Consider the following 16,337-nt stretch of genomic DNA (forward strand, 5'->3'; position numbering starts at 1 on the left):
TGAGATTTACAAGAAATTTATGAGACATAGCAGGGATCCGGAGCGATCGGTGACGGATCACCGCCTGCCCCCTTCATCCCCATGTTTCACTCACTCTCCTTTGGAGCTCTTGAAGGCTTCTCTTTTGCCGATGACTGTCACGCCATTCATGTACGGTACGAGGACATCCGGGACGCGGATGGTGCCGTCAGCCTGCTGGTAGTTTTCCATGATAGCAGCGACAGTACGGCCGACAGCGAGGCCAGAGCCATTCAGCGTATGGACGAATTCCGGTTTCGCACCCGGCGTTCTGCGGAAGCGGATATTCGCGCGGCGTGCCTGAAAATCGAGGCAGTTCGAGCAGGAGGAGATCTCTCTGTACTTATTCTGTGCCGGCATCCAGACTTCGATATCATAGGTCTTCGCAGAGGAGAAGCCGATATCACCGCTGCAGAGGCAGACGACATGGTACGGGATCTCGAGCAGCTGGAGGATCTTTTCTGCTTCTGCCGTCAGAGATTCCAGCTCATCCCAGCTGTCTTCCGGCTTGCAGTACTTCACCATTTCTACCTTATGGAACTGGTGCTGACGGATAAGGCCGCGAGTATCCTTACCTGCGGAGCCTGCTTCTTTACGGAAGCACGGAGTGAGCGCCGTCAGATGGACCGGCAGCAGCGCACCGTCGATGATCTCGCCGGAGAAATAATTCGTCAGCGGCACTTCCGCAGTAGGCGTCATATACATGCTTTCCCCTTCGACTTTGTACATATCATCGGCGAATTTCGGCAGCTGGCCGGTGCCCTGCATGGACTTGCCATTGATGATGTAGGGCGGGATGACTTCGGTGTAATCATTCTGCTGGGTATGTACGTCGAGCATGAAATTATATACCGCTCTTTCGAGACGGGCTGCCTGCGAGAGGTAGAAATAAAAACGCGCACCGGAGACTTTCCCCGCTCTTTCTGCATCCAGGATGCCGAGGGTATCGCCGAGCTCATAGTGAGCCTTGATCGGGAAATCAAAGGTCGGGATCTCGCCCCATTTGCGAACTTCCGGATTTTCGCTGTCATCCTTGCCGACCGGGACAGACTTATCGCACATATTCGGGATATGGAGAAGCAGTTCATTCAGCTTCGCTTCGACTTCACCGAGTTCCTTATCGATGGCAGAGATCTTCTGTCCGACTTCTCTCATGCGAGCGATAGCGTCTGCCGCATCTTCGCCATTCTTCTTCGCCATCGCGATCTTCTTGGATTCTGCATTCTTTTCGCTCTTCAGCGCTTCGGTGTCGCGCAGGAGTTCTCTTCTCTTGCCATCGAGTGCGAGGACTTCGTCCAGATCGAATGGATTGTGACGGTTGACGAGGTTCTGCTTCACTTCGTCTGCGTGTTCTCTGATGAATTTCATGTCTAACATAGTATCGCTCCCTTTAGGAAATATAAGATAGGAAATCGGCTTTCCTCATCTGACGGAAATAGTGATCGGCTGGCCGCTCGCTGACGCTAGAAACGGATCGGATGGGAAGAGACCGCTCACAGGCCATGGTGTCCTCGAAAAGCAAATAAAAAGACCTCTTCCCTCCATGGGACGAAGTCATCGCGGTGCCACCCAATTTGCATAAGCCAGCTCATGGCTGATATCGGCTGCCTGCCGTCCGATTCTTCACCGGCCGCTCCTGAGTGGAAACTTTCTCATCTGCCAGGGCTCTCACCAGCCGCCCTGTCTCTGAAAGACATCTGAAAAAGATTTTCTCTTTCCCTGCGTTATTAGTATTATAGCGAGTTCATCTGTGTTTTGCAATAGGGGAAAGGGTTCAAGATGCGGGGTTCAGGGTTCAGGGTTCAGGGTTGTGGTGACGGCTTCGCCGCAAGTATATATGAAGCGATGCCCGAAGGTTTGCGGGTGGCAGGTTTCCCTCGTATCGCCAGCCTTCCCCGCGTGGGGAAGACAAAGAGGAGGCGACTTCGCCGCCCAAAAAGGAAGCCAACCCCGCCTCACTGTGCTCGGCAGCCCCTTCCAAGGGAAGGGGCTCGCGTGGACACTCCCTCCTTCCTATGGAAGGAGGTGCCCGAAGGGGCGGAGATTGGGTGAGGAAAGGTGTATATGAGAAAATCTGTAGCACCGCCTCAGCAAGGCGTCATTTCCCTATCACCGCATGCATGCTGATAAGCGTCGTGCAATAAAGATCCCTCCACTTCGGTCGGGATGACGATACGGGGGAAACGGCATTCCCTTTTGCCACCTTCTGCGTGATGGGTTGAAAACAAATGTGAGGCGAGCGTTTTCCCATACCGTCATCTCGAGCGTAGCCGAGAAATCTTTCTTGCAGACAGGGAAATGGTGTATGTGAGGAAATCCGTAGCACAGCCTCAGCAAGACGTCATTTCCCTATCACCGCATGCATGCTGATAAGCGTCGTGCAATAAAGATCCCTCCACTTCGGTCGGGATGACGATACGGGGAAATGTCTGACGTCTAATGTCTCTCAGTCTCCTAGTCTTTTAGTCATTATAAAAGAGCGGCGCTCATATGCTGACGCGCCGCTCCTTCATTTCTACTTTCTCATCAGTCTCGTCCTCGCCATGGCGAGAGCCGCGAGGGTCTTCGCATCGTAGATTTCTCCGCGATCCACCATCTGATAGACCTTGTCGATCGGAAGGCGGATGACATCCAGAAATTCATCCTGATCGAGATGCTGATGAGACTTCACCAGATGGTCAGCGAGGTAAAGGTGGATGGTCTCATTGCAGAATCCCGGCGTGGTATAGACATAGCCGAGCTTTTCCATATGCTCCGTCTTGTAGCCGGTCTCTTCCGTAAGCTCTCTAGCCGCACAGGTATCGGGGTCTTCTCCCCCATCGAGCTTGCCGGCCGGGATCTCCAGAAGCGGCTGCTCGACCGCATAGCGGTACTGACGGACGAAGAGGATCTCTCCATCCCCGGTGACAGGGATGATGGCAGATGCCCCCGGATGCAGGACGACTTCTCTTGTGGTCTTGTGACCATGGATCTCCACTTCATCATCAAAGACGTGCAGCATCCGCCCTTCGAAGGCAGGCGCGCGATGGATCAGCTTCTCCTTTTCTATGCTCATTTCACACCTGTGCTTCCTACGCCGCCGGTGCGTACACCTTCGGCATGGTCATCGTCCGTGGTGAGGTATTTCGTGAAGATCCCCTGCGCCACGCGATCGCCTTTATTCACATGGAATGGTTCATCCTTTGTATTGTAAACAGCGACCATAAGATGCCCCTCGTTGTCCTCATTATTGTAATAGTCCGCATCGATGATGCCGGTGCTGTTCGCAAGGAAGAGCCCTTTCTTGATCGCCATGCTTGAACGGATGAAAATGGCGAGGTATTCATCATCTTTCATATACGCCTTCAGTCCGGTCTTGATGAGCGTCACCTGATGCGGCATCAGATCGATGTCTTCCCCGCATTCGATGTCATAGCCGGCACTCTTTTCCGTCTTTCTTTCCGGCAGATGGATGTCTTTCCCCTGCCACGTGGACAGGATCTCAAAGCCTCTTGTTTTTGTCATAGAATGGATTCTCCTTATAGAAATAGGGTTCATGTGGACAGGTTCAGGATCGTGGTGACAGCTTCGCCGCGATCCCTGTTTTCAAACTTCAGCGTTGTAGTAGCAGATTTCCCGTACCGTCATCGAAAGCGTAGCCCTCGATCTTTCTTGCAGACAGGGAAATGGTGTATATGAGGAAATCTGCAGCACCGCATCAGCGAGGCGTCATTTCCCCATCACCGCATGCATGCTGATAAGCGTTGTGCAATAAAGATCCCTCCACTTCGGTCGGGATGACGATACGGGGACGCGGCATTCCCTTTTGCCACCTTCTGCGTGATGGGTTGAAAACAAATGTGATGCGAGCGTTTTCCCGTACCGTCATCTCGAGCGTAGCCGAGAGATCTTTCTTGCAGACAGGGAAATGGTATATGTGAGGAAATCCGTAGCACCGCCTCAGCAAGACGTCATTTCCCCATCACCGCATGCATGCTGATAAGCGTTGTGCAATAAAGATCCCTCCACTTCGGTCGGGATGACGATACGGGAAAAAATGTCTCTCAGTCTCCCAGCCTCCTAGTCTCATCCTCACCAAGCGAAAAAGCCCAGTGAGCCCCGGGGCTCCTGCTCTTTCGAGACGAACCACCAGAACCCACTGCGCTTTTGCATGATTCATGAACATCGAAGGTCGCGCGTATCGCAAACCTTGAGCCCCAAATCAACTGTATGACCTGCCCGCTGGCGCGAGCCAGTTTCCGCCATTATTTATTCTTCTTCTCCAGCAGCAGTGCTTTTCTGGAAAGATTGATACGGCCCTTGTCATCGATCTCCGTGACCTTGACCATGATCTCATCCCCTTCGTGGACGATGTCTTCCGGCTTCTCGACTCTCTGGAGAGCGAGCTGGGAAACATGGACAAGACCTTCCTTGCCCGGCAGGATCTCTACAAAAGCGCCGAACTTCATGAGACGGGTGACGCGGCCAAGATACGTCTCGCCGACTTCGACTTCCTTCACGAGAGACTCGACCATCGCTTTTGCCTTCTGGGCAGCTGCCTCATCTTCGGAAGCGATATATACGCGGCCGTCCTCTTCGACGTCGAGTTTCGCACCGGTCTCAGAGATGATCTTATTGATGGTCTTTCCGCCGCTGCCGATGACGACACGGATCTTGTCGACCGGGATGGTGAGAGAAATGATCTTCGGTGCATACTTGGAAAGATGTTCTGCCGGCTTATCGATGCATTCTGCCATCTTGCCCAGGATATAGAGACGGCCTTCATGCGCCTGCTTCAGTGCAGTCAGCAGGATATCTCTGGAAATGCCATGGACTTTGATATCCATCTGGATGGCATTGACGCCCTTTGCCGTACCTGCGACCTTGAAGTCCATATCGCCCAGTGCATCTTCCATGCCCTGAATATCAGAAAGGATGGAGAATTTGCCGCCATCTTCGATAAGACCCATCGCGATGCCTGCGACCGGTGCCTTGATCGGTACGCCTGCATTCATAAGGGACATGGTGCTGCCGCAGACAGAAGCCTGCGAGGAAGAACCATTGGATTCCAGGATCTCAGAAACGACGCGGATCGCATACGGGAATTCATCGACACTCGGGATGACCGGGAGGAGCGCACGTTCTGCGAGCGCACCATGACCGATCTCACGGCGTCCCGGACCACGGGAGCCCTTCGTCTCGCCGACGCAGTAGGACGGGAAATTGTACTGATGGATGTATCTCTTCTCGGTGACCGGGGTGAGGTCGTCAATGATCTGTGTCTCCGACATCGGAGCCAGCGTGGTGATGGAGAGCGCCTGGGTCTGGCCGCGGGTGAAGAGCGCCGAGCCGTGAACGCGCGGGAGCAGTCCCACTTCGCAGGTGATCGGACGAATCTCCGTCAGCTTTCTGCCATCTGGACGGATGCCTTCATTCGTGATGGTGTGACGGACGATTTCCTTCGTCAGATGGTCGAGCGCATCCGCCACATCCGAGAGATGTTCCGGGTAGATCTCAGCGAAATGCTCCATTGCCGCCTTCTTCGCAGCAGCGATATTGCCATCACGGCGCAGCTTATCCGCATCGAAGATCGCCTTCTTCAGGGACTCGGTCGCAAACGCTTCGACATCCTTTTCGATCTCTGCCGGAACTTCCGGGAAGGTCAGCACGCGCTTTTCCTTGCCGACTTCTTCGATGATCTTTTTCTGGAAACGGCAGATCTCCTTGATCGTCTCATGGCCGAACATGATCGCATCGAGGACTTCTTCCTCCGGTGCTTCCTGCGCACCGCCTTCGACCATCATGATCGCCTCTTCCGAGCCGGCGACCGTCACATTCATCGTGGACGCTGCCATCTCTTCCTGTGTCGGGTTGATGACATACTTGCCATCCACACGGCCCACGCGGACACCGGCGATCGGGCCGTCCCACGGGATATCAGAAATACCGATGGATGCGGACGCACCGATCATACCGCACAGCTCCGGTGCATTGTCATAGTCGACAGAGAGCACCGTCGCTACGACATGGATATCATTTCTGCATCTTTTATCAAACAGAGGACGGATCGGACGGTCGATCAGACGCGCGCAGAGGATCGCCGAATTTCCCGGACGGCCTTCACGGCGAAGGAATCCCCCCGGCATCTTGCCGACAGCATACATCTTCTCTTCATAGTCGACAGTCAGCGGGAAGAAATCCGTGCCTTCGCGAGGCTCCTTGCTCGCCGTCGTAGCGACGAGGACAGCGGTATCCCCATATCTTACCAGTACAGCGCCATTCGCCTGCTTGGCCATTTTACCAGTCTCAATGATCAGTGGACGACCGGCCAGTTCCATTTCAAATGTTTTGAACAATTCCTGTTCCTCCTTAGTAAATGCTTCTTTATACGCCTATTTATTATATAATACAACTTTCATCTTTCACAAGGGGGGAAAATGAAATGGGTTGTCGGGTTCGGGGATTCGGGGTTAGCCCTTGGGACGGGGCGCCCTTTGATTATGACTGAAAGCTCTGCTCGCCAGTGAGGGGTGAGGAGTGAGGAGTGCTGGTGCGGCGCATAAAATATAGAAGCGCCGCAGAGTAAAAATAATGGCGATGCCCGAAGGTTGTATTCAAGTCACTAGTCACCAGTCGCTCGGCGCTCCTAATCCCTAGCCACTCATCCCTGCTTTCAAACTTCAGGGTTCGGGGTTCGGGGTTCAGCGGGGCAGTACGGCGCATTTCGTCATCCTGAGCGGAGAAAAACGTCGTGTGTTAAAAAATAGCTTATCTGAAAATACGAGAACTGAGTCGAAGGATCTAAGTGCCACGAAGTATAAAAACAGCCTTCACCAATAGGAAAGGCAAAGAGGAGGTGGCTTCGCCACAAAAAAGGAAGCCAACCCCGCCTCGCTGCGCTCGGCTGCCCCTTCCAAGGGAAGGGGCTAGCGTGGACACTCCCTCCTTCCTATGGAAGGAGGGGCCCCGTAGGGTCGGAGGTTGGAGCGGTTCTTAGTATAGTGGATAATCACCGCGACGCGGACATCTCACAAAGCAAAAGCCTCCTTCTACAGGGAAGGAGGCTCCCAGAGAAGCACCTCTCACGGGATCTGTCTCAGCAGTTTGAAAAATTCTTCTCTCGTGTACGCACCATTCTGCTGCGGCTTCTGGTGTTCGAATACCATAAAATAGCGATACTTGAGTCCTGCCATGCTGGCCCACTGATTCCCCAGCTCCAGCTTATCGAGGCTGTCGTCATTGGCGAGGAAATCCCCCTTCGTTTCCACAGCAAGGAGCCGTCCCGCCTTTGTCATGACAAGGAAATCCGGGTAATGATTGAGGAAGCCATTGATGAAGAATCCCCTGCGGTCAATATTTCGATGCCACCAGCGGACATTCTCCATACGGGCCAGGTCGTTTGCCATCTGCCACTCGAAGTCATTCATATCATTGGCCTCTGCGGTATAGAGGCTCTTGGGAATCGCGCTCGTTTCCTTCTGCGGCGTAATGACCTGCGGGAAATGCCACATCGGCGCGCAGGTCACGACCGTCTGCGTGCCATCCTTGAACTGCGTCTTCCGATATGCATACGCCAGCTTCTTGATTTTTCCTTCCACGACCGACGCGTAAGACTCGATCCCCTGCATGACGCGCTCGAGCTCTTCCTCCGTATACTGCGCGATAACACGCTTCAAATACTTGCGGACATCCGTATCGTTCAAGGCATCCTGCTTCGAAAGCTTCCCTGCCACAAGACCGATGCAAGCCGCGAGGCGTTCTTTGCTGGGCATCCGTTCCAGCTCTTCCCGCAGCTCGGCGCCAAAGAGTCGGCTCGTCATCCGGTACTTCGGCACCGCATCTCCCGACACGGACAGATCCACCGTATACATATCATCCGATACGCGAGAGAAAGGAATCTTTGCATCCTGCACCGAAAGAGAGAAACCCTTCATCAGATACTCTTTCGTCAGCAGCCGCTTCTCCCCTTCCCCGCCGAAAAAGCTCATCGGCAGCTCCGTCGCCACGACGAATTGCGGAAGAGCGAGCCGTAGCACCTCATCCCGCCATTCCTCACAGATTTCATACTGTTTCAGCATCGCTCCGAGCTCACCTCCTATGCGGCCGCTCTCCGCCTCCTTGCGTCCCTCCTCGATATAAGCCGACTCTGCCTTCTCTACCGTTTTCACAAAGCCCCCCAGCGGATCCGGAGAACGACTCCCCTCTCCGCTTTCCTTTCCCGGCATCCCCTCGATAGAAGCCCCCGGCTCCAGCTGCCGGATATAACTTGCAACGCTCGTCGTATCGACATCAGCCAGATCTGTCTCCGCCGCTTCTTCCTCCTTTTTCACCTCATCCACGCCTGGATTCTGCGGGAAAAGACTTGCCTGCCAGGCAGGCGTCTCCTTTCTCTCCTCGATCTCCTCTCCGATGCGGTAATCCTTCGAAGAGAAACCCGCCCCATTCAACCCGAGCACGATATGGTCCAGCGTATTTCGGAAATCCGCCGAACACGTCAGCACATAAGAGAGATTCATCACCGCCGCCTCCTGCCGGATCGCATACGGTTGGCGCAGAACACGCCCTAGGATCTGCTCCACATCCACCGACGATGTCTTATTCGCCAGCGAAGCCAGAATGTAAGCGAAAGGACAGTCCCAGCCCTCTTTCAGCGCATTCACCGTGATGATATAGCGGATAGGGCAATCTCTCGAGAGCAGGTCAGCCTCCTTCAAGTCATCCACCGTCGACGTCTTGATCGCTATTTCCTTCTCCGGAATGCCGACCTCCATGAGAAGCCTCTTCACCTTCTCGAACGTCTCACTCCCACTCCCCGTCCTCGGCTGCGCCTGGAAAAGAACGATCGGCCGAATATACGGCGCGCCCCGCTTCTCCTCCGACCTCGCCCGCTCCTCCAGAAGACGCCGGAGACGGATCGCATCCCCGATCACCGCATCCTTCGTCGGACGATTGTACACAATGACCGGAAGCTTCACCATGTGCTCCTTCTTCAGCTCCCGCGCATCCACATAGGAGATCACATTGCTGTTCGCCCGAGGCGTCGCCGTCAGATCCAGCACAAAAGAAGGATTCAGCCGCTCGAGCATCTCGACCGACAGATCCGAGGACGCATTGTGACTCTCATCCACAACGACCACCGGCGAGAGCTGGCGCAGCACCTGGATCAGCGCCGTATCCGGCGTATCCGGCAAACACGCCTCCGGATGAGAAATCTCCATCTTGAAACGGTACAGCGCCCCGTTCTCCTGATACACCTTGCGTACATCCTTCTTACGGCTATTGATACGCAGCGAATCATACGACAAGACACACACTGAGAGCTCCTCCCGTACCGTGTCCGGTGAGAAATTCTGCCCCGTGAGCAGCTCCTCCTTCGTCAAGACCTCCACGCGCCCCTGAAAATCCCGCGAAAGGCGCAAACGGTACGGATGCGACGGATTCGACAGATTTCTCACCGTCTGCTGCAGGATCGACTGCGACGGCACCAGCCAGATCACCAGCTTCTCCTTCAGAAATGGCAGCGCCTCGAAGATCGGGCGCAGCGCCGCGCACGCCATGAACGTCTTCCCGCCCCCCGTCGGCACCTTCATGCACACATGCGGCACGCTTTGGATCGAATTATTATACGGCGGCACCCCGCCCCGTCCGACCGCGATATCCTTCCGCGACCAGTAGAGACTCCATGCCTTGAAAAGCTCCGGCGCATCAGAGAGCGCCTTCATATAGTCCTTCAGGTCTTTCATGACCATCTTCTGATAATTTTTAAGCTCCATAAAAGTCTCCTGAGAAATCATGAAAATATGTATGGGTTTAGGGGTTTGGGAAACTCCCCCGAAACGATGCCTCTATATGGCATGACCACTGTGTAGCCCCTTGAAGAAGGGGCGCGCCGAAGGCGGAGGATAGATCTGCCCCGAAGGGGCAGCCTTCTACGTGATGGAATGAAAGCGAATGTGAGATCGCCCGTCTTCTCGTATCGTCATCCCGAGCGTAGCCGAGGGATCTTTCTTGCAGGCTGGAAAACAGCACATATGAGGAAGTCCGTCATTCCAAGTCGTATGGAGTACGGTGTTTCCCTCTCCCCTCACATCTTTTGTCTGACCGGTGTGCAAGGAAGATTTCTCGCTTCGCTCGAAATGACAATACGGGGAAAGCGGTACTCTCATTTTCCACCTGTTTGAGACACATTTCCCCTCGAGGGGAAGGCTTTGGGACTTCTCCCTCCTTCCTTTGGAAGGAGGTGCCCCGAAGGGGCGGAGGTTGGCTCCCGCAGCGGGATGAGATGAAATGTAAGACAGCCCGTCCCTCGTTCCGTCATCCCGAGCGGAGTCCTCGATCTTTTACGTCGTAGCGGTACTCTGTACTTACGAGGTAATGATAAAATCGCATAGGTGCTGCTCCTCATCCCACACTCTCCGTTTCACCGGTGTGCAAGGAAGATTTCTCACTTACACGCGAAATGACGATACGAGAGAGACCGAGGCCCTTTAGTCACCAATCACGCGAAGCTACTCATCCCTGCTTTCAATCTTCGATCCTACGGCGAGCCTGAAATGTCCATTCCTCTTACAATCTCGCGATATCGCGTGGAATCTTCTTGAATGTGATGTGATAGTTCGAAAGCTCTTCAGCCGAAAGCAGACAACTGTCCGCATACATCACGTAGGACTCTGCCTCAGTCTTTACCGTCGCAAGGAAATCGTAAGACAGCACCGTCGCCTCGCCCTTCTTATAGTAGAAATAGTACGCCGCGCCCTGATGCGTCCCGAGAAAGTACGGCTCATCCGCCTTCTCCTGTGCGCGATTTTCCCTTGTATCCATGAAGTAGACATAGTCACGGATCGCCTTCTCCGAAGCGTCTTCATTCAAGAAGCCATCTTTCATGAGCGGTGCGCCCAGTTCATAGAAAGAGAAATCACCGCCCGTGCCAGAGACAGCCTTCTTCCCTTCCCCATAGCCATGGATGACGCGCTTCACACGCTCAGCGGTGATGGAGTCTGCATAGTCCCCCATCTCGATCAGAATGAATTTGCGATTTCCTCTGTCTTCCGCATTCTGCTTCAGCACAGCATGCGCCGTCGTCCCGCTGCCAGCAAAGGAATCAAGGACGATAGAGTCCTTATCAGTTGCAATTTGGACGATTCGTTGAATAAGCCTAACAGGCTTAGGATAATCAAAAACGGTCGATGTTCCAAAAATTTTAGAAAGCTCTTTTGTGGCCTCCTGTGAATGACCCACACTTTTGTTATCCCACCAAGTCCAAACGTTCTTCCCTTCACGTTCGCTCAAATACGTTTTTCTCCGCGGAACACCTTTACCATCTAGGCCAAACCAGATGCGACCTTCAGCACACTGCCGCTGAAATTCACTCTCAATGTTTTTCCAACAGTGTCCTTTTGACGGGGTGTACTTAGCGCCACCAGGAGTAGTGATTTCATATACTTGATTCGGTCGATATCCCTGCGCAGTGAAATCAGTTGACGCCCAAGGCCCCCTTGGATCGTTGTCTGGATTCTTGTACTTTGCCGCGTCCTCTTCTGTGAGAGCCACTTTATGAATAGCGGATTCCAAATTCCCAATATCCTTACAATACGCACATATGTATTCGTGCGAGGTACTAACCAATTTACGCATGTCTGGGGAAGTGCGCTTCTGCCAAATGAACTGAGCGAGAAAATTTCGTTCCCCAAAGATTTCATCACAAATCATCCGCAAACGTACCTGCTCACGATCATCAATCGAGATAAAAATAACCCCATCATCCGAGAGCAGGCGCTGAAGGAGACGGAGGCGGGGATACATCATGCACAGCCACTTGTCATGCCGCGACAGATCCTCCCCTTCCTTCCCCACGACCTCGCCCAGCCAGCGCTTGATGACCGGATCATTCACCGCATCATTGTATACCCATCCTTCATTGCCGGTGTTATAAGGTGGATCGATGTAGATGCACTTCACTCGCCCCTCATACTGGGGGAGGAGCGACTTCAGGGCAAGCAGATTGTCCCCATGGATCACCATATTCTCGCTCCCATTATCCTTCTCCTTCTGCCCCTCTTCGTCAAAACTGTACGTGCGGGAAAGTACATGGCAGGGCACTTCGAGGTGATGGTTCACCACTTTTTCTTTTCCGATCCATTGTAATATAGGCATAGGTGTCTCCTTAACGTTCTGCGCTCATACAAGATGAGCGTCTGTCGAATCTTTTCTCTTTAGTATACCACATCGGCCCACGCAAAAAGCGGCGAGCCTTCCGGCCGGCCGCTTTTGGGTTATGATTTCTGATCGGTTTCTTCCTTTTTCTTATGTTTCATCAGCCATCTGTCAAGCTCTTCGGGCTGCCCGAGTGCCAAGGCGTGGGGCATGGGCCGTATCATTCCCATCGAAGTGTTGAGCTGCGAAAGATTGGATATGGCAGGCATCATGGACGCCAGACCTGGCATTTGCCAAGCCGGCGAAGTAGTCCCCTTCACGACGGAGAGCGGATCTAGGCCCGGCATTTTGAAGGCTGCCGCGCTGGTCAGAATCGGCGAATGGATCCGCGGCATTTGCCTACCCATCTGTCCAGCTGCCCGCCACTTTTCCAAGAAGGGATCCATCGATACCACTGTCTTCGACAGCTCTTGCATGAAGGGAGAGGGCATTGCGAACGTTTGCATCGCTTTTGCTATACTTTCTGTCATTGGCGATTTCAGCGCGTCCCGGATGTGGTCCTGCCAAGAGAAGGCCCCTTTGACGATGCTCTGTACATCCCGCATGGTATCCGAAAAGGTCACCGCATGATATGTCTCTTTCTTCCGGGCCTTCGGGCTGATCGCGGGCCAGTATTTTTGTCTCTCTCCGGCTTCTGCCACAGGTTTCGCCGGAGGCATTTCTGAGGAAGGGACGATTTCTTCCCAAGGAAGCAGTCTTTCGGGATGCTGCGCGAGCAGTGCGGCTCTTCTTTCTTCTTCCGGTGTCATCGGTTTCTTCAACATCGTCTGAAAGCAGGCTTTGATGTAATTGATCGTACCTGAGCCATACTTTTGTCCCCGCATATGCGAACGCCATAAAAATTTATACACATCATCTATGATGCGCGACTGGTCCTCCGGCGGGCACTGATGAATGAAATCGATGCTTCCCAGCAGAAGGGATTTTTGCAAGGCTGTCTCTTTCTCTGCCCCTTCCGGGTCTCTTGCGTCTTGCATCTCCTGCTTTTCCTTCTCACCGATAAAGCGTAAGACGACATCCGAGTCTTTGTGCCCTTCGAGGTAGCGCCTCGATGCTTTGGAAATGCAGTCATAGAGGCCTTTCACTTTCATGGCGGTCTTCAGTGTCACGGATTCGCCGCAGAACTGGATGACGCCGATGCCCTGCTCTGCATAGACACCGACGATTTCGCCGAGGGAAACATACCCGGTGCCTCCTTTTTCCGCCAGAATCTGTACGGGCGAAAGAAACTGCCCATTCGGCAGCTCCCACACTTTTCCGCGCGAGGTTTTCGCGCCTTCGTGGAGGGCATGGCAGGCACCCTCTTTCCTGGTCGTGCTCACCATGCTTTTCATCAGGTACTTGATGTAATTTTCCGCTGTCCCGCGAATCTGCTGGGGATGGGTATTCCCTTTGATCAGCACCCGGCAGCTCGGTTCATCCCCATTTCGACGCTCTGCCGGCACGATATATACATAGATTTCCTGTGAAGTATCTGTCATTCTCTCTCCTTTACTGGAAATGATATTATGATCTGGCTTCTATATGCACTGTGTTTTCCTTTGATAGATTCCTCTCTGGCCTTACGTGACGCACATCTTTCCTGCCATGCAGGCTGAGGGACTGGTTTCCTTGTTCTTGTGCCGTCCAAAAAGCCGATGGATGCAATTTCGTCATTGTCTAGGCTGTTTGACTATATTGTACTTACTTTCCGAAGATGATTCAAGCCCACTGCTTTGTATGACAGAAACGCACAAAAAGGGGCTGTGAAGAAATGAGGATTCATTTCTTCACAGCCCCTTTGCCTACCGGTTGTCAGGTCGCATCTGCGAGTTCACTGGTGTCGATCACGCGGATGCCGGAGAGGGTGTACTGCGTAAGTCCTGCGATCGCCGTTCCCGCTTCGAGAAGCTGGGCTTCTGTCGCGGTCATCTTGATCTGGTTGTAGTTCAGATTTTTGATCGCCTTTTTCGCTGCATCGGTATTTTCTACACGGACCTGCAGTTTCGTATCAATGATTTTCTTTTGTGCTGCCATGGTGATGGCCTCCTTTTTTTAAATCTGTCATGAACATCCACCTCATTCCAGGACTTCCTGTGTGGTGGTGGTGAGGACGGCCTTCTCGAAAGAGATGACCTCGACGCCGCTCTTTGTGGTGAGGACCGGCAGGATCTTCGCTGCCGCGGTCTTCGCCTCATCGAGCGTCAGATTTTCCTTCGCGTTTTCAATGCTGACTGTAGAAGTCGTGTTTGCTGCCGTCTTGAAGACGAGCTGGAGTTTTTTTGCCATATGTATGGCTCCTTTCTGAGGGATACTCTTTCGGATTTTTCAACCAGGGCCCTTGGTTGTTCCGTTTCTCTTGCCCCTCTGTAAATAGCATCGGAGACGCATGTGTTTTGTGACCCTCTGATTTACAAAAGTTTCGAAGATCGCCGTCATGCGTTTCCCTAAGGGATTTCCATAGGAAAACGGGCTAGTTTGAAAAGCCAGAGATTGGGAATCTCAAGTGACTGGTGACTCGTAACGGGTAACTCAGAGACATCCGTCCCTCGTATCGTCATTTCGAGCAAAGCGAGAAATCTTCCTTGCACACCGGTAAAAGGGAGAGTATGAGATGACGGGAAAACCAAGCAACTGGGCGATTTTCTGTACTGCCGCATGAATGCCGTGCACCGCTGTGGCAAGGAGATCGAGGACCGCGATCGGGATGACGAAACGAGAGACGGGCTGTCTCACATGGCTTTTCATCCGAGCTGCGGGAGCCAACCTCCGCCCCTTCGGGGCACCTCCTTCCAGAGGAAGGAGGGAAAAGTCCAAAATCCTTCCCGCCATGGAGAAAGCAATGAAACGAGAATACCGTTACCGCACCCAAAGCCTTCCTCGTATCGTCATTTCGAGCAAAGCGAGAAATCTTTGTCATTCGCGATCAGGCGATCGATGTTTGAAAGTCCCAAACGGGAAGCCTGACACCCGCAGACTTTCGGGCATTGCCCCATATACTCGCGGCGAACCGCCAGCACCATTTCGCATTTCTTATTTCTAATTCAATCGAGGCTTTCATCCCCGATAAAGGGGCGATACGCCCCACGACCAAGTTTGACGAATCCGTATTTCTTAAGAGGATCCGCGCATCGCTTCGAGGTAGCCTTTCTGCATCTTCTTCGCATGGCGATAGATCACGGAAGGCGAGGTGTGTGTCCGCTTCGCGATTTCCGGCCACGACAGCCCCTCAAGGCGCAGAAAGAGCAGCTCCTTCTGTTTCTTCGTCCAGGGGATCAAGTCCCACGGATTTCCCTCCTGCATGGAAATCCGATGGTCCCAGTCCACCTCATACCAGTTCGGCGCAGGGCCGTCGGATGCGATTTCTCCCGTCACCAGGAGCTCCGCCGTCTCGCTCGAAGATGCCGTCATCTCGTGGGCGAGCCTCTTCTGATGTCCGCGGCAGATGTCGACGGCGCGCCACCGCATACGCTGCGTGATGTACGACAGAAAGGACACGCGGCTCTTCTCGTCGTACTTTTCCAGGCATTCCAGAAAGGCAAGCCACAGCTCCTGCCGCGCCTCTTCCGCGGGCAGCGTCTCATAGGCTGTCTTCGACAGCGAATAAATAAGACCTTTGAACCGTTCGCAGAGCGCTTCTTTTGCCGCCTGCTCTCCCGCCTTCGCCGCCAGCGCCAGACGCTGGATGGCCTCACGGGCAGAAATAGATTCGGGATTTGCATATATAGTTTTTTTCATAGAGAAATCTTCCATTTCTCCGAAAGCGCTTCCGGTCATCTCACCGGCTGGCCATACTATATCATGCGAATTTTTCGCGTTCCCGCTCCAAAGAAGCCTGTTTTTCTCATCTGCCTCTCAGAAAAGCTGCTTCAAAAGCAAGGAAGAGAAGAGTCCATCTCTTCCCCATTTTTCAAGCCATGTCCGATGTGCTTCAAAATTTTTGAAGCACGTCAGTGATTTTCTCCACTCAAAAAACCGTAAAAGCTCGATTCTATCTGACTTTTACGGCTTTTTGAAAATTATAAAAAGGACTTGACAAGTTTTCAAAAGTACGCTTTCAAGACGTATTTCCCCCACGCAAAAAAGACAGGAGGCTATCCTATCGAAGGGTCTGATCCAATGAATCGGGCGCCAGGCTGGGAGGCGTA

10 protein-coding genes are annotated in these 16,337 nt (G+C 53.3%); all 10 read right to left on the reverse strand.

What is annotated here, in order from left to right:
* Positions 1 to 90: 90 nt before the first annotated feature.
* The 10 genes from serS to ACGG9R_RS06195 all read right to left on the reverse strand — a co-directional run bounded on the left by serS (position 91) and on the right by ACGG9R_RS06195 (position 15,927).
* Positions 91 to 1,395, reverse strand: a complete 1,305-nt coding sequence (gene serS, locus ACGG9R_RS06150; protein ID WP_390152786.1) for a serine--tRNA ligase — start codon at positions 1,393 to 1,395, stop codon at positions 91 to 93.
* Positions 1,396 to 2,533: 1,138 nt separating this feature from the next.
* Positions 2,534 to 3,073, reverse strand: a complete 540-nt coding sequence (locus ACGG9R_RS06155) for an NUDIX hydrolase (protein WP_390152789.1) — start codon at positions 3,071 to 3,073, stop codon at positions 2,534 to 2,536.
* A complete protein-coding gene (locus ACGG9R_RS06160; RefSeq protein WP_390152792.1) occupies positions 3,070 to 3,522 on the reverse strand; it encodes a dUTP diphosphatase in 453 nt (150 codons plus the stop codon). The genes ACGG9R_RS06155 and ACGG9R_RS06160 overlap by 4 nt, the downstream gene beginning before the upstream one ends.
* A 740-nt stretch (positions 3,523 to 4,262) precedes the next feature.
* Entirely contained in the window at positions 4,263 to 6,335 is a 2,073-nt protein-coding gene (locus ACGG9R_RS06165; RefSeq protein WP_390155109.1) for a polyribonucleotide nucleotidyltransferase, read from the reverse strand.
* Between the two features lie 744 nt (positions 6,336 to 7,079).
* A complete protein-coding gene (locus ACGG9R_RS06170; RefSeq protein WP_390152795.1) occupies positions 7,080 to 9,770 on the reverse strand; it encodes a DEAD/DEAH box helicase in 2,691 nt (896 codons plus the stop codon).
* A gap of 793 nt (positions 9,771 to 10,563) precedes the next feature.
* Entirely contained in the window at positions 10,564 to 12,150 is a 1,587-nt protein-coding gene (locus ACGG9R_RS06175) for a site-specific DNA-methyltransferase (protein WP_390152797.1), read from the reverse strand.
* Positions 12,151 to 12,269: 119 nt separating this feature from the next.
* The gene (locus ACGG9R_RS06180; RefSeq protein WP_390152800.1) at positions 12,270 to 13,691 is read right to left on the reverse strand and encodes a hypothetical protein; all 1,422 of its coding nucleotides are present in this window, start codon (positions 13,689 to 13,691) and stop codon (positions 12,270 to 12,272) included.
* A gap of 313 nt (positions 13,692 to 14,004) precedes the next feature.
* Positions 14,005 to 14,226 carry a DUF1659 domain-containing protein gene (locus ACGG9R_RS06185; RefSeq protein ID WP_390152803.1) on the reverse strand — a complete coding sequence of 74 codons (222 nt, stop codon included), beginning with the start codon at positions 14,224 to 14,226 and terminating at the stop codon, positions 14,005 to 14,007.
* Between the two features lie 42 nt (positions 14,227 to 14,268).
* Entirely contained in the window at positions 14,269 to 14,478 is a 210-nt protein-coding gene (locus ACGG9R_RS06190) for a DUF2922 domain-containing protein (protein WP_390152806.1), read from the reverse strand.
* 825 nt (positions 14,479 to 15,303) lie between these two features.
* Positions 15,304 to 15,927: an RNA polymerase sigma factor gene (locus ACGG9R_RS06195; RefSeq protein ID WP_390152809.1), complete on the reverse strand. Its 624-nt coding sequence runs from the start codon at positions 15,925 to 15,927 to the stop codon at positions 15,304 to 15,306.
* Positions 15,928 to 16,337 lie beyond the last annotated feature (410 nt).

Source organism: Dialister sp. i34-0019-2H8, assembly GCF_042846925.1.
Taxonomy (GTDB): Bacteria; Bacillota; Negativicutes; order Veillonellales; family Dialisteraceae; genus Dialister.

Bases quoted from the DNA above. Each gene is read 5' to 3' on its own strand.
- serS (WP_390152786.1), bottom strand. From the start codon at position 1,395: ATGTTAGACATGAAATTCATCAGAGAACACGCAGACGAAGTGAAGCAG.
- ACGG9R_RS06155 (WP_390152789.1), bottom strand. From the start codon at position 3,073: ATGAGCATAGAAAAGGAGAAGCTGATCCATCGCGCGCCTGCCTTCGAA.
- ACGG9R_RS06160 (WP_390152792.1), bottom strand. From the start codon at position 3,522: ATGACAAAAACAAGAGGCTTTGAGATCCTGTCCACGTGGCAGGGGAAA.
- ACGG9R_RS06165 (WP_390155109.1), bottom strand. From the start codon at position 6,335: ATGGAACTGGCCGGTCGTCCACTGATCATTGAGACTGGTAAAATGGCC.
- ACGG9R_RS06170 (WP_390152795.1), bottom strand. From the start codon at position 9,770: ATGGAGCTTAAAAATTATCAGAAGATGGTCATGAAAGACCTGAAGGAC.
- ACGG9R_RS06175 (WP_390152797.1), bottom strand. From the start codon at position 12,150: ATGCCTATATTACAATGGATCGGAAAAGAAAAAGTGGTGAACCATCAC.
- ACGG9R_RS06180 (WP_390152800.1), bottom strand. From the start codon at position 13,691: ATGACAGATACTTCACAGGAAATCTATGTATATATCGTGCCGGCAGAG.
- ACGG9R_RS06185 (WP_390152803.1), bottom strand. From the start codon at position 14,226: ATGGCAGCACAAAAGAAAATCATTGATACGAAACTGCAGGTCCGTGTA.
- ACGG9R_RS06190 (WP_390152806.1), bottom strand. From the start codon at position 14,478: ATGGCAAAAAAACTCCAGCTCGTCTTCAAGACGGCAGCAAACACGACT.
- ACGG9R_RS06195 (WP_390152809.1), bottom strand. From the start codon at position 15,927: ATGAAAAAAACTATATATGCAAATCCCGAATCTATTTCTGCCCGTGAG.